Genomic DNA, 16,283 nt, shown 5'->3' on the forward strand with positions numbered 1-16,283 from the left:
TGCCCGCAAGCAACATCGCCCCTCGAACTTGTGATTCACCAAATCAATAAATTGAGGCAGTTGTTTTTATAAACTATATGTGAAGCCACGACGGAGGGGGGGCACCTCGCTGTCGTTTCAGTCCGGACCCTCAGTGCGGATCTGAATTGAACGGAAATTAAAGAGGGTAGAGCGGCCTCCGTCCAGGAGCCGGGCCCCCTGAACCGACCTGGAGGTTTACTAATGAAGTTTACGAAGACGCTTCTTCTCGGCACGGCTGCCGGCCTGATGGCCGCTTCCGGTGCGTTCGCCGCCGATCTTCCCGTGAAGGCCAAAGCGGTCGAATACGTGAAGGTCTGCTCGCTGTACGGCGCCGGCTTCTACTACATCCCGGGCAGCGACACCTGCATCAAGCTCGGTGGCTACGTGCGTGCCGATTTGAACCTCGGTACCAACTCGGACTTCAATCCGAACCAGAGCGGCACTGCCGGTGCTCGCAACCGCATGATGAACTACTACACGATGCGCGCTCGTGAAGACCTCAACATCGACACCCGCACCGCGACCGAGTACGGCGTGGTCCGCACCTTCTTCGACGGTGTCTTCACCTGGACGAGCGGCAACTATACCCCGACCGGTTCGGGAACGGGTGGAACCCAGTACAGCGGTTCGCTCGGTCTGAACGCTGCGGGCACCGCCCTCGTCGGTTCGAATGGCAGCGGCAGCGTCAACGGCACCGACGGCAACACCTCGGGCGGTGCGCTCGGCGTGTACTATGCCTTCATCCAGTTCGCCGGCTTCACCATGGGTAAGGCCGTGTCGCAGTTCGACGCGCCCTGGACCAACTATCCCGGCAACATCACCGACAACCTCGTCGGCGGCAGCGGCACGGTCACTGGTGTCAACCAGTTCACCTACACCGCTGACTTTGGTCAGGGCATCACGGCGTCGTTCTCGGCTGAAGACGTCTCGGCCTACTATCAGGCCGGCAACATCAACATGACCGGCGCGACCGCGGGCGGCATGATCGGCGGCTCGTACGGCACCAACGCCATCGGCGGCACCCGTTCGCCGAACCTCGTTGCTCAGGTGCGTGTCGACCAGGCCTGGGGCCTGTTCCAGGCGTCGGTTGCTGCGCATGACAACCACGTTGGCTATTACGGCGCCAGCGAGACCACCGGCCACCCCGACGACAAGTGGGGTTGGGCTGTGCAGCTCGCTCTGTCGATCAAGAACATCCCGACTGGCGCGGGTGACACGATCAACATCCAGGGCGTCTACACCGACGGCGCGACCCGCTACAACTTCCAGAACCTGTCGGGCAGCTCCTACGCGCTGTACGGCAACTCGAGCGCTGCTGGCGCTTACGGCAGCCTTGGCTTCGCCAGCGCTCCCGACACGGTGTACGTGACCGGCGGCTCGCAGGAAACCGTCAAGACCTGGGGCTTCCGCGGCGCTTACACCCACAACTGGGATGCGTACTGGAACTCGGCGCTCTACGGTGCCTACGCTCAGGCTCAGTTCGGTACGCTGGCCAAGACCACCCTCTGCGGCGCCGGCGGTGCTGGCGGCGTGTTCGGCGGCCTGGCTGGTGTCACCGGCTGTAACCCGGACTTCGCGATCGGCCAGCTCGGTATCGTCACCCGCTGGACCCCGGTCAAGAACCTGACGTTCTCGGCTGACGTGTCCTGGACCCACCTCGACCAGAAGTACTCCGGTACGGTTGGCCTCGTCCCGAACGTCAACACCGCCAAGCCGACTGCGGTTTACGAGCTGAAGGACCAGGACTCGATCGCCATGATCCTCCGCGCTCAGCGCAACTGGTAAGATCGGTCTAACGACCTGACTTTAGCCCCGGCGGGAAACCGCCGGGGCTTTTCTTTTGTCGTGTCGATCCGTCGGCGCGACAGTCGCATGCGGCAGCACGGTGCCGCCGCTATCCTTCGTAGATGTCCGGCCCCATCGCCCATGACGTCTGGTCGTGGCCGAACGCGTAATTGCGATTGGTGACCCCAGGATTGCGATTGACCATCGGCCGCATGAACATCGGGTGAGTCGCGCTGCGCACCTCGTGCTCGACCGTGAACAGCGCCTTGCCGCTGTCGAGATCGACGATGTCGCAGAACCGGTACTGGTATTGGTTGTCCTCGCGGGAGATCAGCTTGCGTGCGAGCAGCTTGCGGTAGGGACCCGAGAAGTCGGTGATGTACATCTGCACATGGTGCCCGTCATAGTCGCCCTGCGGCCGATCGGTCTCGCGAAACAAGAGATGCTGGTCGCGGCCCGTCTTCACCGCCGCAACCGCGCCGTCGCCATTCCGCAAAGTCGCCGGCATGCCCATGATGTCAGGATAGAAGGTGGAGATCGCCGGCGCCGTTCCGACCGGCACATCGAACTCGACATAGGGAATGCCGAGCGTGATGCGCCCAAAGCGCGCCGCGTCCGGCTCATGGACGCGCATGCGGTTGCCCCACGGACAGATGGCCTCGACATGGTCGTTGTGTTCGGTGAAGGCGAACGTCGTCCCCTCGAGCTTCTTTGCGACCGATGCCAGTCGTGCAAGGAGTGCCTCGCGGCCCTCGATGACGAGGCCAGTATGGCCGCGCAGCACCTGCGGCCTCCCGCTTGGCAGATGAAACTGGCTCCGTCCGGCGTTGATCCACATGTTGGTGTCGGACACCATCAGATAGGGATCGCGTGTGAGCCCAAGTCCCGTGACATAGAATAAGGTCGCCAGGCGCTGATCCGGCACCTGGATGTTGACGTGCTCGAAATGGACGGCGTTGCCGAGATCTTCTGCGGATCGATCGAATTGTTGCGGCATGGCTATGCGCTCCGGCTTAAGGGACGGATTGGTCATACTAGAGCAGAATTTCCGCCAGCCGAAACTGTTCGCCGATCACATCTCGAGGGCCGGGGCGTCATGCCCGTTGCCGCCTTGCCGTGGTAGTCAGTCCCTGTAATCTGGGCGAAAGACATAAGGGAAGGGATCGATGGGGGGAGTTCTGGAAGGCGTGCGCGTCCTGGATTTCGGGCGCTATATCGCGGGTCCCTATTGCGCGACCTTGCTGGCCGAATTCGGGGCCGAGGTCATCCGCGTGGAAAAGCGCGATGGCAGCGAGGATCGCTTCGTGGCGCCGGTCGGTGAAGGCGGCGAAGGCGCGCTGTTCCTCCAGGTCAACCGCAACAAGAAGTGCATCACGCTCGATCCGATGAAGCCGGAGGGGCAGGAAGTGATGCGCCGCCTGATTGCGACCGCGGACGTGGTCGTCGCCAATCTGCCGCCGCAGACCCTGCGCGCGATGAAGCTCGATTACGACTCGCTGAAGGCGATCAAGCCCGACATTATCCTGACGACGGCCACCGCGTTCGGCGGGCCGGGGCCCTGGTCCGACCGCGTCGGCTTCGACGGTGTCGGCCAGGTCATGTCGGGGTCGGTGTACATGACCGGTGCCGGCGATCCGCCCTACCGTGCCGCGGTGAACTGGGTCGATTTCGGCACTGCGCTGCACTGTGCGTTCGGCACGCTCGCGGCGCTGATGGAACGCGCGAAATCCGGGCGCGGGCAGATCGTCGAGGGCGCGTTGCTTGCGACCGCTCTGTCCTTCACCAATGCCACGCTGATCGAGCAGGCCGTCATCAACGTCAATCGCGTTCCGACCGGTAATCTCGGCCAGACCGCCGCGCCGGCCGACATCTACCGCACCAAAGACGGCTGGGTGCTGTGCCAGGTCACGGGCCATCCGTTGTTCAAGCGCTGGGCCAAGCTGATGGGTGAGGAAGACCAGTGGTTGAACGATCCGCGCTTTGCCGACGATATCAGCCGCGGCAACAACGGCCCCGTCATCAGCGAGCGGATGGCACGCTGGTGCGCCGAGCGTACCACGCAGGAAGCGGTCGACACGCTGGGCAAGGCGATGATTCCGACCGGGCCGGTGCTGAGCCCGCAGCAGGCGCTCGATCATCCGCACATTCGTGCCGCCGGCTTCATGCAGGACGTCGACTATCCGGGCCTGCCGAAACCCGCGCCGGTGGTGCGAGCCGCTGTACGTCTGTCGGAAACGCCGGGTGAGATCGTGAGCCGCCCGCCGACTCTCGGCGAGCATACCGATCGTGTCCTCGCCGAACTCGGCTATGACGCAGCGGCGATCGAGGTACTTCGGCAAAACGAAATTATCTAGCGACGTTGCGCGGCGGCAGTGCCGGATCGCCGCCTGAAACATCCAGGCGGCGATCCGGTGCGAGCTAAACGAACTTGGGGAAGTTGTAAGGCCGCCAGCAACGCTAACCCGGCCGGCGCAATCGCATCAAGTTTCGTAGTGTTGCTCCGGCAAGAGATTCATTGCAGCGGCCTGGAAATGGCCACACTTGAGCGGCCGCAAGATTTCCGGGTGGCGGTCGATCTCGAATCCATCACGGTCTGTTCGCAAGCGTGAGCGCAGCCTCAACCGCATTCTCCAGAATCTCCTCCGACAATTTCCTGTCGTTCACCGCGCGCGACAATTGCAGCGCGCCGACCATGGTCGCATAGACCGAGATCGCGCGCCGCCGCCGCTCCGCCGCCGAACCATCCGGCATCTGCGCCGCCATCAGTGCGATGATGTCCGACATCTTTCCGGTGAAGGCATCGCGCGTCGTCTTCGGATGCCGAGCGATCTCGGAGACCAGCGCGGCGGTCGGGCAACCGGTCGCTGCATGGTCGCGATGCCTGGGGGAGAGGTAGTCGCGGATCGTGGTCTCGACCGGAACGCCGTTTTCGAGATTGTCCTTGTGCCGCTGCTCGCGCCGCTCCAGCGCGTCACACAGCACCGCACGCACCAAATCTTCCTTGGACTCGAAGTGCGTGTAGAAGGCGCCGTTGGTGAGGCCCGCCTCCGCCATGATGCCGGCGAGGCCGACCGCGGCGATGCCGCTCTCGCGGAACTGCGCCGAGGCGACATCGAGAATGTGCCGTCGCGTCGCGTCCCGCTGTCCCTTGTCGTAGCGCGCCAATTCCGCCTCCCGCGACCCGGCTTCCGGCCCCCGCCACAAATTATACAGCGGAACCTATTGCATTACGATCATAATAATACATTATGATCATAATTCAATGGACGGCCGATGGGGCGGTCCGACGGATTCACAGGACCGAACCCATGTCAGTTGAGGATGTCGCCGCGCCGGCCCCGTCCGCCACGCCATTCGCGGCCCACACCGCGGCCCCGCTTCGCCAGGCAGCCGCACCGGCGGCTCCAGGCGCAGCCGAGCAACGACGCGCCGCGCTGCTGCATGCGCCGATCCTCCCCACATTGCTCAAGCTCGCGCTGCCGACCGTCACCGTCCTCGTCGCCCAGACCGCGGTGAACATCGCCGAGGCCTATTATGTCGGCTTCCTCGGCACCGATGCGCTGGCGGGCGCCGCGCTGGTGTTCCCGATCTTCATGCTGATGACCATGATGTCGAACGGCGGGTTCGGCTCCGGCGTTGCATCTTCGGTGGCGCGCGCGGTCGGTGCGGGCCGTCGTGATGACGCCGAGGCGGCGCTGTTTCATGCTGTGGTGCTCGCGATCATTGCCGGCGGCGTGTTCACGCTGGGCGTGATCCTCGGCGGCCCATGGCTCTATCGCACTCTCGGCGGCGCGGGCGATGCACTCGCTGCGGCCACCACCTATTCCAATTATCTGTTTGCCGGCGCCATTCCGGTGTGGATCGTCAATCTCCAGGCGGCGGCGCTGCGCGGCTCCGGCAATGTCAGGGTGCCCGCGCTGGTGACGCTGGTCGGCGCGATCGTGACCATTCCGGTCTCGCCGGCGCTGATCTTCGGCTTCGGGCCGATCCCGCGGCTCGGCATCGGCGGTGCCGGGGTCGCCTTCGGCCTCTATTACGGCGCGGCGATGCTGTTCCTGCTGCGCTACATGGCCTCGGGCGCGACCGGCCTGCGACTGCATGTCGTGCCCTTGCGTGCAAAGATCTTTGGCGACATGCTGAAGGTCGGCATTCCCACCGCGCTCAACGCGGTGTTCACCAATCTCACCGTCATCCTTGTCACCGGCGCGGTCGGCCTGTTCGGCACGTCTGCGCTCGCCGGCTACGGCATCGCCTCACGGCTCGACTACATCATGATCCCGCTGCTGTTCGGCATCAGCACGGCGACGCTGACCATGGTCGGCGTCAACATGGGAGCCGGGCAGACGGCGCGGGCCCGGAAGATCGGCTGGATCAGCGGCGTGGTCGGCATGGCCATGACTGGCGCGATCGGCTTGCTGGTCGCAATCTTTCCGACGGCCTGGCTCAATCTCTTCAGCCACGATGCGGAGGTGGTGAGCGAGGGCATGGCTTATTTGCGCATCGTCGCGCCGGCCTATGCCGCGCTCGGCTTCGGTTTCGTGACGTCCTTCGCGGTCCAAGGCACCGGTCGCGCCGTCGGCCCGCTCGCCTCTTCGGTCGCACGCATCCTGATCGCGGCCGGAGGCGGCTGGATCGCGGTGGCAAGCTTTGGCGCGGGCATGGCGGGGCTCGCCACCATGGTCGCGGTGTCGCTCGCCGCCTATGCCCTGATCTGCGTCCTGATCATGCTGTCGCCCGCAACGTGGCGGACCGAGTAGACAGGCTCACTGCATGCCGGCAACGCCGACGGCCAGCGCCGACAGCAGCAGCAAATTGCTCAGCAACTTGAGCGGCGTGTTTGGCTGCGCCAGCCAACGCGTGACCTTTTCGGAGAAGGACAGCGCGGGATCGGCGAACAGCGGCTCAAAGCAGTGTCTGAAGAAATGCGGAAATTTCGGCCCGAGCCACGGCGTCACCAGCGCGTGAAGAGTTGACGCCATCGCAATGAAATTCGCGGCACCAAAGGGCTCGCCGACGAATTCGGACGCATTGATCAGCTTCATCGTCAATGCGACGGCGGAATAGAACGGCACGCCCTGGAGCAGGGCGTACAGCGCAAAACATTCGAAATGGTCACGGTTGGTGAGCTTTGGGGTGGCGAGGGCGGTCATGGCTGCTCTCCTGGCTGGTCTTTCGCCAATGTCGCTCTGCGCGCGCCGCCATGCCGTGATACGCGTCACGCTTGCACAAAGTGCCGCTGTCGCCGAGAATTCGTTTCCCGTTTCACGCCGAATGGAGAAAGCCTCGCCCGCCCCGGCAGCCAATTTGGATTTCCATTTCATTGATTTCGCGCGGCGGAGAAGCGAATACGGTTCCAATCATTGCTGCAGACCTGTGGAGACCTGGATGTCGTTTCGCCTCCCCCTGATCCTCTCGACCCTGCTCGCCGTCTGGTCGGCCGCGGCATCCGCAGAGACCATCAAGATCGGCGTGACGCCGGGTCCGCACGCGCAGATCCTCGAGGCGGTGAAGCCGGTCGCCGCCAAGCAGGGCCTCGACATCCAGCTCATCGAATTCTCCGACTATGTCGTGCCGAACGCCGCGCTCGATGCGGGCGAGATCCAGGCCAATTCGTTCCAGAACCAGCCTTATCTGGACAACCAGAAGGCCGATCGCGGCTACAAGATCGAAGCCGCAGGCCTGACCGTGAACTTCCCGATCGGTGTCTATTCGAAGAAGCACAAGGCCTTCGCGGATATCCCCGAGGGCGGCAAGATCTCGATCCCGAATGATCCGACCAATGGCGGCCGCGTGCTGCTGCTGCTGCGCGACAAGGGCGTGATCAAGCTGAAGGACGGCATCGGCTTCAAGCCGACGGTGCTCGACATCGCCGAAAATCCCAAGAAGCTGAAGTTCATCGAGGTCGATGCCGCGCAGGCGCCGCGCGCGCTCGACGACGTCGATGCCGCCGCGATCAACACCAATTATGCGACGCAGGCCGGCCTCGATCCCGTCAAGGATCCGATCCTGCGCGAGGACCCGAAGGGCCCCTATGTCAACCTGATCGCGGTTCGCACCGCCGACAGGGACAAGCCTTGGGTCAAGGTGTTGGTGGACAGCTATCACACGCCTGAGGTGAGAGAGTTCGTCCTGACCAAGTTCAAGGGCGCGGTGCTGCCGAGCTGGTAGGCAATCTGCCCAGCTCCAGCGCAGGGCGATCCCGGCGGGCAGCCTTGCGCATTGCCCGCTTGTGTCGGGCTCAAGCAACCGACATCATCGCCGCCATGGCAATCCTCGCCCGACAGGGGTCGTATGAAACGCTTTGCAAACCTGAAACGCCTGGGGTTTTTCACGCGGCTTCTTGATGAAGCCCCGGCCGCCGAGCGATATCGCTTCGCGGCCGAGCAGATCGTCCGCGCCGAGAAGGCCGGCCTCGATTCCGCGTGGATTGCGCAGCATCATTTTCACGAGCGTGAGGGTGGCCTGCCGTCGCCCTTCACGTTCCTCGGTTATGTCGCAGCCCAAACCTCGCGCATCCGCCTCGGTACTGGCATCGTCACGCTGCCGCTCGAGAATGCGGTGCGGGTCGCGGAAGACGCCGCGGTGCTCGATCTCCTCTGCGACGGCCGCTTCGAGCTCGGCGTCGGCACCGGCGGCAACCCGTCGGCCTTTGCCGCCTTCGGCCTCGACGGCACCCAGCGCAATGAGATCTTTGCCCGCAATCTGGAGGTCGTCCGCGCGGCGCTGACCGGCAAGCCGCTCGACGGTGGCGACACGCTCTATCCGCAGCGGCCGCAATTGGACAAGCGCATCTGGCAGGCGACATTCTCGGTGACGGGCGGCGCGCGCGCCGGCAAGGCTGGCGATGGCCTCTTGCTCTCGCGCACCCAGCCGCGGGCCAAGGACGCGCCAAGGGCCACGCTCGCCGAGATCCAGAACCCGATCATCGACGCCTATCTCGAAGCGCTGCCGCCAGGCGCTGAACCGCGGATCATGGCGTCGCGCAGCGTGTTCGTTGCCGACGATCATCGTGAGGCGATGCGTCTCGCAGACATCGGGTTGCGCCGCGCGCTGCCGCAATTCATGAAGGGCGGTCACCTTCCTCCCGGCGAGACGCTGGAGGAGATGATCAAGTCCTTCGACACCCATGTCGGCGGCGCTGACGAGGTCGTTGCCTCGCTGCGCACGGATGCCACGCTCGATCGGGTGACTGATCTGGTCTTCCAGGTCCATTCGGTCGATGCGCCGCACCCTTACGTCCTGCGCTCGATCGAGCTCGTCGCGGACAAGGTCGCGCCGGCGCTGGGCTGGACCAAGACAGCGCCCGAAGTGGCCCTGGCGGGCTGATCGGGATTTTATAGATTGTACGAGGCCTTATGATGAGTACGCCTGACATCATCGACACGCTTGTTGGAATCAAGCCGGGATCGGCTCTGGACGCCATTCGCGCAAAGCGCCTGCAAGCGCGCGAGAGCGCGCAGAAGAGCTATCTCTCACTGTTCGAGCCGATCGACGCCGGCGATTTTTCGCTGCTCGAACGCGCCGCGGTCGCGGCCTTCGTGACCGGGCTTCATGGCGAGTCGCCCGTTGCCGTCTTCTATCGCGAGAAGCTTGCGGCGACTGCGGATGGCGCACGTCTGGCCGAGGCGATTGAGGTTGAGATCGCGCGGGGCAAGACCTCGGGTCCGTATGGCTCCTTTCCCGCCGGTCCGCTGTCGGTCGAGAACACGGCCGGTCTTATTTTTCGCGTCAGTGCGGAGCGCAGATCCGCTCTCGGCGCCCGGCTCGTCGCGGCGCTCGAGCATGCGCATCTGCTGGTGTTCCGGCCGCGCGATGCGGCATCGACCGATATGAAGACGCTGCTTGCCGCCGGCTGGTCGAACACCGGCATCGTCACATTCTCCCAACTCGTCGCGTTCCTGTCGTTTCAGGTGCGGGTCGTCAGCGGCTTGCGCACGCTCGCCGCCGTGAACGCATAAGAGGAGGCTGCATCATGAGCGCCGCCGTCAATCCGCCCGTCGTTTTCACCCAGGATGAGCTCGGCTGGGTGTCGTGGATCGAGCCGCTGCCCGAGACCGAGCTGACCGAGCGGCATTTCGCCGGCCTCGTCGATCGCTCGCGTGCCAAGTCGGAATATTTCCGCCTGCTGGTGCGCGATCCCGAGGTGCTGGAAGCCCGCACCAAGACCGACAAGGACATCTTCTACAACGTCGCCGACGGCCTGCCGCGCGCTGAGCGTGAGCTCGCGGCCGCCGCGACCTCGCGCTACAATGGCTGCATCTATTGCGCCTCGGTGCATGCGCGTTTCGCCAGCACCTATTCCAAGCGCCGCGACGACGTGCAGCGGCTGCTCGACGAGGGGGTCAAGGCCGATCTCGGCGAGCGCTGGAACGCCGTGGTCAAGGCCTCGGTGGCACTGGCCGCGACGCCGGTCGCGTTCGGTCCCGACAATATCGCGGAGCTGCGCCGTGCCGGTCTCGACGATTCCGAGATCGTCGACGTCATCAACGGCGCCTCGTTCTTCAACTGGGCGAACCGGCTGATGCTGTCGCTCGGCGAGCCCTCGAAATAGGCAATCTCATCGGCACAAGAATTGCTGCTTTGTTTCAACACCTGAGTGGATGGAGCCTTTCATGAGCAACATCGATCGCCGTACCCTGGTCAAGGGCTCGCTTGCCGCCGCAATAGCGGGAACAGCACTCTCGCGTGCTGCCTTCGCTGACACCTCCGAGCCGATCCTGCTCGGCGTCAGCGGTCCCCTCACGGGGCCGAATGCCCAATATGGCACGCAATGGAAGCAGGGCTTCGATCTCGCGCTCGACGACATCCTGGCCGGTGGCGGTATCAACGGCCGCAAGCTCGCCTACAGTTTTGAAGACAGCCAGAGCGACCCCCGCCAGTCGGTGGCGATCGCGCAGAAATTCGTCTCCGATCCCCGCATCGTGCTGGAGCTCGGCGACTTCTCCAGTCCCGCCTCGATGGCGGCCTCCCCGATCTATCAGCGTGCGGGCCTCGTGCAGTTCGGCTTCACCAATTCGCATCCTGATTTCACCAAGGGCGGTGACTTCATGTGGAGCACGTCGGTCAGCCAGGCCGACGAACAGCCGCTGCTGGCGGCCTATGCCGTGAAGAAGCTTGGCCTGAAGAAGCTCGCGGTGCTGCATCTCAACACCGATTGGGGCCGCACCAGCCGCGATTATTTCGTCAACGCCGCGAAGGAATATGGCGCGGAGATCGCGATCACCGAAGGCTATATCGCCGAGGAGCGCGACTTCCGTTCCACGCTGGTGCGCGTGCGTGACGCCAATCCGGACGGGCTGATCCTGATCTCCTACTATTCCGACGGCGCGCTGATCGCGCGTCAGGCGCGCCAGGTCGGGCTCAAGCAGGTGATCTGCGCGGCAAGCTCGGTCTACTCGCCAAAATTCCTGGAGCTTGGCGGCGAGGCTGTCGAGGACGTCCACGTCGGCACGCGCTACTTCCCGGAAGACCCGCGGCCCGAGGTGCAGAAATTCATCGCGGGCTTCAAGAAGAAGTACAATGGGCTGGAGCCCGATGCTTTCAACGCCTACGCCTATGACGCGATGAACATGGCGGCCGCCGTGGTCAAGATCGGCGGCACCGATCGCCGTGCCGTCCGCGACGCCTTCATGAAAGTAAAGGATGTCCCGAGCGTGATCTTCGGCGCCGCGACGTTCGACGTCGCGAGCCGCCGCGTCAAGGGCGCCATGAACGCTGAGCTCGTCGTGCGCAAGGGCCAGTTCGCGCTCTGGGACGGCAAGCCGACCTGACATGATGTCTTCCTGGCTCGACTACACGATCAACGGGCTGATCGTCGGCAATGTCTACGCCCTCGTTGCTGTCGGGCTCGCGCTGATCTTTGGCGTCAGCCGGCTGATCAACTTTGCGCAAGGGTCGATCTACCTCGTTGGGGCCTATATCGGCTGGGTCGCGGTGGTGCAGCTGCATACGCCGCTCCCCCTGACGATCATCATCGTTGCGGCAGCCTCGGCGCTGGTCGGGTTGATTATCGAACGGTTCGGCCTGCGTCCGCTGCAGAACTCGGTGCGCATCGCGCCGCTGCTCGCGACCATCGGCATCAGCTTCGTGCTCGATCAGCTGGTGATGCTGACCTTCTCGCCCAACCCGCGCGCGCTGCCGAGCCAGCTGCCTGATGTCCGCTTCCAGGTCGGTGGCGGCACCATCGGTCCGCTCGATCTGCTCATCGCCGGCGTTGGCCTCACCAGCGCATTGTTGCTGTTCGTGTTCCTGCGCTACAGCAAGCTCGGCTGGGCCATCCGCGCCACCGCGCAGGACCGCGACGCCGCGATGCAGATGGGCGTCGACGTCAACCGCGTCAATCAAGCCGTGTTCGGCATCGCGGCTGCGCTCGGTGGCGTCTCCGGGCTGCTGGTCGGCATGTACTACAACCAGATCGACACCGCGATGAGCCTTCAGGCGACGCTCAAAGGTGTCGTCGCCGAAGTCGTCGGCGGTGCCGGTAATGTGCCCGGCGCGGTGATCGGCAGCCTGCTGCTCGGATTGGTCGAGAGCTACGGCGTCGCCGTGTTCGGCACCAGCTACCGCAATCTGTTCGCGTTCCTGCTGTTGGTCGTCGTGCTGGTGCTGCGTCCGAACGGCCTGTTCGCAAGCGCCAGGCAGGCCCCTCCCGAGCCGCTCACAGGCACTTTCATTGCGCCGAGCCGTCCCGTGCGTATCCCGCGTTGGGCGTTGCTGGTCGCGGCTGCGATCTTCGCGATCCTGCCGTTCTTCCCCGTGTCCTTCTACGTTCTCCAGACGCTCATCAATGCCTGGCTGCTCGGCATGCTCGCGCTCAGCCTCACGCTGGTTGCCGGCACCATCGGGCAGGTCTCGCTCGGACATGCGGCGCTGCTGGCGATCGGTGCCTATACCTCCGCGCTGCTGTCACTAACCTTTGCTATTCCCGTCGGCCTCGCCATCATCGGCGGCGGCCTGATGAGCGCGGCGCTCGGCACCGCGCTGATCTCGCCGTCGTTCCGCCTGCGCGGACACTATGTGTCGATCGCGACGCTCGCGATTGGCGAGATCGTGTCGCTGGTGATTTTGAACTGGGAAAGCGTTACGCGCGGCCCCATTGGTATTTCAGGTATCCCGCCGCTGTCGCTGTTTGGCTATGAGTTGGTCAGCCCGACATCGATCTACTGGTTCAGCTTTATCGTGATGGTCGTGCTGGCGCTGTTGCAGGCGCGCCTGCTCGGCTCGCATCTCGGCCGCAGCTTTCGCGCTATCCGCGACGACGACATTGCCGCGCGCGCCTACGGCCTCAGCCTGAACCGCTACAAATCGCTGGCCTTCATCTTCGGCGGCTTCGCGGCCGGCATCAGCGGCGGCATCGCCGCGCATCTCTATTCCTACATCAACCACGAGACCTTCAACACGCAGCAATCCATTTTGGCGCTGACGGTCGTCATCCTCGGCGGCCTCGGCAATGTCGTCGGGGCCATCGTCGGAGCGGTCGCGCTGGTCGGCCTGCCCGAAGTCTTCAGGATCGCGGCGGAGTATCGCATCCTGATCTACGGCATCGTGCTGCTGCTGCTGGTGCGGTTCAGGCCGCAGGGCCTGCTGGGGACGATGTGATGGCGGAGCAGCACATCATGCTGTCGCTGCGCGGGCTGACGCGCCGCTTCGGCGGCCTCACTGCAGTGGACGCCATCGATCTCGATCTCGCCAAGGGCGAGCTGATCAGCATCATCGGCCCGAACGGCGCCGGCAAGACGACGCTGTTCAATCTCGTGACCGGGCTCGATCGTCCCGATGCCGGGAATGTCAGCTTCGAAGGGCAGGACATCACGGGTCTCTCGCCGGAGCGGCTGGCAGGCCAGGGTATCGCGCGCACCTTCCAGCTCGGTCGCGTGTTCGGCAATCTCAGCGTCATGGACAACGTCCTGATCGGCGCGCATACGCGGCTGCGCGCCGTGAAGCCGGCGGTGCCGGTGATCGGCCCACTGCTCGAACTGGGACTGGCGTTGCTGCGCCCTTCGAGCGTCAGGGACGAGGAGGAGCGGCTGCGTGAAGAGGTGAAGGCCATCCTCGCCCGCTTCGGCGAGCGGCTGCTGCCGCGGATCGACCAGCCCGCCTATAGCCTGTCCTACGCCAACCGCCGCCGTGTCGAGATCGCGCGTGCGCTCGCCTTGAGGCCGCGCCTGCTGCTGCTGGACGAGCCGACCGCCGGCATGAACCCGACCGAAACCGCGGAGATGCAGGGCCTCGTCGCCGAGTTGAAGGCGGAAGGGCTGACGATCCTCCTGATCGAGCACAAGCTGGAGATGGTGATGCGTCTCTCCAACCGCGTCATCGTTATGGACGAGGGCAAAAAGATCGCGGAAGGTCCGGGTGAACAGGTGCGTGGCGATCCCAAGGTCATCGAGGCTTATCTCGGCCACGGTCTGTCGGGAGCGGCGGAGCAGGAGAGCGCGGCATGACGACGAGCGCACCCGAACCGCTGCTGACGCTGTCTGATGTCAACACCTTCTACGGTCAGGCCCAGGTGCATTTTGATCTCTCGATCACGGTCGCGCGTGGGCACATCGTCTGCCTGCTCGGCGGCAATGCCAGCGGCAAGTCGACGACGATGAAGATCATTTTGGGCCTCGTGAAACCACGCTCGGGTGACGTGACCTTCGATGGCGCCTCGCTGATCGATCTGACCACGCCGCAGATCGTCCGCCGCGGCATCGCCTCGGTGCCGGAGGCACGGCGGCTGTTCGCCGACATGAGCGTCCGCGAAAACATCCTGATGGGCGCCTTCGTGCGCAACGACCGCGACGCGGTGGCGCAGGATCTCGACAAGATGCTCACGCTGTTTCCAAAGCTCGGCCAGCGGCTGTCGCAGCGGGCCGGCTCGCTCTCCGGCGGCGAGCAGCAGATGGTGGCGATGGCGCGTGCGCTGATGAGCCGTCCCAGGATGATCGTGATGGACGAGCCGACCATGGGCCTGTCGCCGCTCTATGTCGATCGCGTGCTGGAGCTGATCCGCACCATCAACCAAGAGGGTGTCTCGGTGTTCATGGTCGAGCAGAACGCCAGCCTTGCGCTCGAGATCGCGCACGAGGCCTATGTGCTGCAGACCGGCAAGATCGTGCTGTCAGGTCCCGCGCGGGCGCTGAAGGACGACCCGCGCGTGCGGGATGCCTATCTCGGCGGCTCCGAGGCGGCGTAGCTTGATCTCAGCCTTATGGTTCGAGACGCCCGCCGTTGGCGGGCTCCTCACCATGAGGGTCTGGCATATCGCCGCGAAACAAGACCTCATCCTGAGGGCCCGCGGAAGCGGGCGTCTCGAAGGACGGCCGCAAGCATGACTGCAAAGCGGCTCGCCGGAATTGCACTGGCTCGTGTGATCATTCTATGAAAATATCATACCGCTGCCGCGATGGGGCGTGCAGCGGACGGAATGATTGTCGTGACGAGATGGTCCTTGCGGGCGGTCGAGCCCGGATTGGTGCTGCTGTTCGGTGGGCTTCTCGCCGCCAACATCGCTGCATGGGCCTGGGCCTTCGCGGCGTTCGGCGACCGGCCGACAATCATGGCGACCGCGCTGCTTGCCTGGGTGTTTGGCCTTCGCCATGCCGTCGATGCCGACCACATCGCCGCGATCGACAACGTCGTGCGCAAGCTGATGCAGGCGGGCGGTGCGCCGCGCAGCGTCGGCCTCTATTTCGCGCTCGGCCATTCCACCATCGTCGTGGTCGCGACCATGCTGTTGGCGCTCGGCGTGGTCGGCCTTGGCGGCGACAGCCTGCTCAGGGAGATCGGCGGCTTCATCGGCACGTCGGTGTCGGCGCTGTTCCTGCTGGTGATCGCAGCGATCAACCTTGTGATCTTCGCGGGCCTGTGGCGGACCTTCCGCGCGGCGCGCGAGCAGGGCGTTCACGATGCCGAAGGCCTCGACAAGCTGCTCGCCAATCGTGGCGTCCTGGCGCGGCTGCTCGGTCCGATGTTCCGCCTGGTGACAAAGCCCTGGCATATGTATCCGCTCGGCTTCCTGTTCGGCCTCGGCTTCGACACCGCAACCGAGGTCGGCCTGCTCAGCATTTCCGCGAGCGAAGCCGCGCGCGGCGCCTCGCTCGCCGACGTTCTCATCTTCCCCGCCTTGTTCGCAGCAGGCATGGCACTGGTCGACACTGCGGACTCGGCGCTGATGGTGAGCGCCTATCGCTGGGCCTTCGTCGATCCCATGCGCAAGCTCTGGTACAACCTCACCATCACAGGGGCCTCCGTTGCGGTCGCGCTGTTCATCGGCGGCATCGAGGCGCTCGGTCTGATCGCCGACCGGCTCGGCCTCACGGGCGGCGTGTGGACGCTGGTCGACGGCCTCAACGAATCGCTTGCGAATGTCGGCTTCGCCGTGATCGCGCTGTTCGCGGTCGCCTGGCTCGTCTCGGTCGTGCTCTATCGCCGCATGTTCGCCGCGCCGAACGTCCTCGAATGCGCAGATGCGGCCAAGTCGGCGTGAGCAG

General features: G+C 64.5%; 15 protein-coding genes. 12 read left to right on the forward strand and 3 right to left on the reverse strand.

The genetic code is table 11. The features are described from left to right. The first annotated feature begins 222 nt into the window (after positions 1-222). Positions 223-1,806 carry a porin gene (locus tag BMW89_RS30155; RefSeq protein ID WP_092032639.1) on the forward strand — a complete coding sequence of 528 codons (1,584 nt, stop codon included), beginning with the start codon at positions 223-225 and terminating at the stop codon, positions 1,804-1,806. A gap of 109 nt (positions 1,807-1,915) precedes the next feature. On the opposite strand, the gene BMW89_RS30160 is transcribed toward BMW89_RS30155, so the two are convergent. Beyond that, positions 1,916-2,803, reverse strand: coding sequence for a VOC family protein (locus BMW89_RS30160; protein WP_092032642.1), 888 nt, complete (start codon positions 2,801-2,803; stop codon positions 1,916-1,918). A 169-nt stretch (positions 2,804-2,972) separates the two neighbouring features. On the opposite strand from BMW89_RS30160, the gene BMW89_RS30165 reads away from it, so the two are divergent. Then, positions 2,973-4,160, forward strand: coding sequence for a CaiB/BaiF CoA transferase family protein (locus BMW89_RS30165; protein ID WP_092032645.1), 1,188 nt, complete (start codon positions 2,973-2,975; stop codon positions 4,158-4,160). A 232-nt stretch (positions 4,161-4,392) separates the two neighbouring features. Here the strand turns inward: BMW89_RS30165 and BMW89_RS30170 are convergent, their stop codons facing one another. Then, on the reverse strand, positions 4,393-4,971 hold the full coding sequence (locus tag BMW89_RS30170; RefSeq protein ID WP_092033080.1) for a TetR/AcrR family transcriptional regulator: 579 nt from the start codon (positions 4,969-4,971) through the stop codon (positions 4,393-4,395). Positions 4,972-5,114: 143 nt separating this feature from the next. Between BMW89_RS30170 and BMW89_RS30175 the strand changes: the two genes are divergently transcribed. Further along, on the forward strand, positions 5,115-6,563 hold the full coding sequence (locus BMW89_RS30175; RefSeq protein ID WP_177196424.1) for an MATE family efflux transporter: 1,449 nt from the start codon (positions 5,115-5,117) through the stop codon (positions 6,561-6,563). 6 nt (positions 6,564-6,569) lie between these two features. On the opposite strand, the gene BMW89_RS30180 is transcribed toward BMW89_RS30175, so the two are convergent. Further along, entirely contained in the window at positions 6,570-7,163 is a 594-nt protein-coding gene (locus tag BMW89_RS30180; RefSeq protein WP_244547727.1) for a hypothetical protein, read from the reverse strand. Positions 7,164-7,191: 28 nt separating this feature from the next. Between BMW89_RS30180 and BMW89_RS30185 the strand changes: the two genes are divergently transcribed. From BMW89_RS30185 to BMW89_RS30225, 9 genes are all read left to right on the forward strand, one after another. Continuing rightward, a complete protein-coding gene (locus BMW89_RS30185) occupies positions 7,192-7,974 on the forward strand; it encodes a MetQ/NlpA family ABC transporter substrate-binding protein (RefSeq protein ID WP_177196425.1) in 783 nt (260 codons plus the stop codon). A 123-nt stretch (positions 7,975-8,097) separates the two neighbouring features. Further along, a complete protein-coding gene (locus BMW89_RS30190) occupies positions 8,098-9,132 on the forward strand; it encodes a putative FMN-dependent luciferase-like monooxygenase (RefSeq protein ID WP_092032659.1) in 1,035 nt (344 codons plus the stop codon). Between the two features lie 32 nt (positions 9,133-9,164). Then, positions 9,165-9,764, forward strand: coding sequence for a CMD domain protein (locus BMW89_RS30195; protein WP_177196426.1), 600 nt, complete (start codon positions 9,165-9,167; stop codon positions 9,762-9,764). Positions 9,765-9,778: 14 nt separating this feature from the next. Next, positions 9,779-10,357 carry an alkylhydroperoxidase domain protein gene (locus tag BMW89_RS30200; RefSeq protein WP_092032667.1) on the forward strand — a complete coding sequence of 193 codons (579 nt, stop codon included), beginning with the start codon at positions 9,779-9,781 and terminating at the stop codon, positions 10,355-10,357. 61 nt (positions 10,358-10,418) lie between these two features. Beyond that, a complete protein-coding gene (locus BMW89_RS30205; RefSeq protein WP_092033087.1) occupies positions 10,419-11,576 on the forward strand; it encodes an ABC transporter substrate-binding protein in 1,158 nt (385 codons plus the stop codon). 4 nt (positions 11,577-11,580) lie between these two features. After that, positions 11,581-13,404 carry an ABC transporter permease gene (locus BMW89_RS30210; protein WP_092033091.1) on the forward strand — a complete coding sequence of 608 codons (1,824 nt, stop codon included), beginning with the start codon at positions 11,581-11,583 and terminating at the stop codon, positions 13,402-13,404. Then, on the forward strand, positions 13,404-14,249 hold the full coding sequence (locus tag BMW89_RS30215) for an ABC transporter ATP-binding protein (RefSeq protein WP_177196427.1): 846 nt from the start codon (positions 13,404-13,406) through the stop codon (positions 14,247-14,249). The genes BMW89_RS30210 and BMW89_RS30215 overlap by 1 nt, the downstream gene beginning before the upstream one ends. Continuing rightward, positions 14,246-14,986: an ABC transporter ATP-binding protein gene (locus tag BMW89_RS30220; RefSeq protein ID WP_092032675.1), complete on the forward strand. Its 741-nt coding sequence runs from the start codon at positions 14,246-14,248 to the stop codon at positions 14,984-14,986. Before BMW89_RS30215 ends, BMW89_RS30220 begins: the two co-directional genes overlap by 4 nt. Before the next feature lie 231 nt (positions 14,987-15,217). After that, complete coding sequence (locus BMW89_RS30225) at positions 15,218-16,279, forward strand: HoxN/HupN/NixA family nickel/cobalt transporter (protein WP_092032679.1); 1,062 nt, start codon at positions 15,218-15,220, stop codon at positions 16,277-16,279. The last annotated feature ends 4 nt before the right edge of the window (positions 16,280-16,283 follow it).

It is taken from the genome of Bradyrhizobium sp. OK095, assembly GCF_900109945.1.
Classification (GTDB): domain Bacteria; phylum Pseudomonadota; class Alphaproteobacteria; order Rhizobiales; family Xanthobacteraceae; genus Bradyrhizobium.

Excerpts from the sequence above, each read along its gene's own strand:
- BMW89_RS30155 (WP_092032639.1), top strand. The coding sequence starts at position 223 with ATGAAGTTTACGAAGACGCTTCTTCTCGGCACGGCTGCCGGCCTGATG.
- BMW89_RS30160 (WP_092032642.1), bottom strand. The coding sequence starts at position 2,803 with ATGCCGCAACAATTCGATCGATCCGCAGAAGATCTCGGCAACGCCGTC.
- BMW89_RS30165 (WP_092032645.1), top strand. The coding sequence starts at position 2,973 with ATGGGGGGAGTTCTGGAAGGCGTGCGCGTCCTGGATTTCGGGCGCTAT.
- BMW89_RS30175 (WP_177196424.1), top strand. The coding sequence starts at position 5,115 with ATGTCAGTTGAGGATGTCGCCGCGCCGGCCCCGTCCGCCACGCCATTC.
- BMW89_RS30185 (WP_177196425.1), top strand. The coding sequence starts at position 7,192 with ATGTCGTTTCGCCTCCCCCTGATCCTCTCGACCCTGCTCGCCGTCTGG.
- BMW89_RS30190 (WP_092032659.1), top strand. The coding sequence starts at position 8,098 with ATGAAACGCTTTGCAAACCTGAAACGCCTGGGGTTTTTCACGCGGCTT.
- BMW89_RS30195 (WP_177196426.1), top strand. The coding sequence starts at position 9,165 with ATGAGTACGCCTGACATCATCGACACGCTTGTTGGAATCAAGCCGGGA.
- BMW89_RS30200 (WP_092032667.1), top strand. The coding sequence starts at position 9,779 with ATGAGCGCCGCCGTCAATCCGCCCGTCGTTTTCACCCAGGATGAGCTC.
- BMW89_RS30205 (WP_092033087.1), top strand. The coding sequence starts at position 10,419 with ATGAGCAACATCGATCGCCGTACCCTGGTCAAGGGCTCGCTTGCCGCC.
- BMW89_RS30210 (WP_092033091.1), top strand. The coding sequence starts at position 11,581 with ATGTCTTCCTGGCTCGACTACACGATCAACGGGCTGATCGTCGGCAAT.
- BMW89_RS30215 (WP_177196427.1), top strand. The coding sequence starts at position 13,404 with ATGGCGGAGCAGCACATCATGCTGTCGCTGCGCGGGCTGACGCGCCGC.
- BMW89_RS30220 (WP_092032675.1), top strand. The coding sequence starts at position 14,246 with ATGACGACGAGCGCACCCGAACCGCTGCTGACGCTGTCTGATGTCAAC.
- BMW89_RS30225 (WP_092032679.1), top strand. The coding sequence starts at position 15,218 with ATGATTGTCGTGACGAGATGGTCCTTGCGGGCGGTCGAGCCCGGATTG.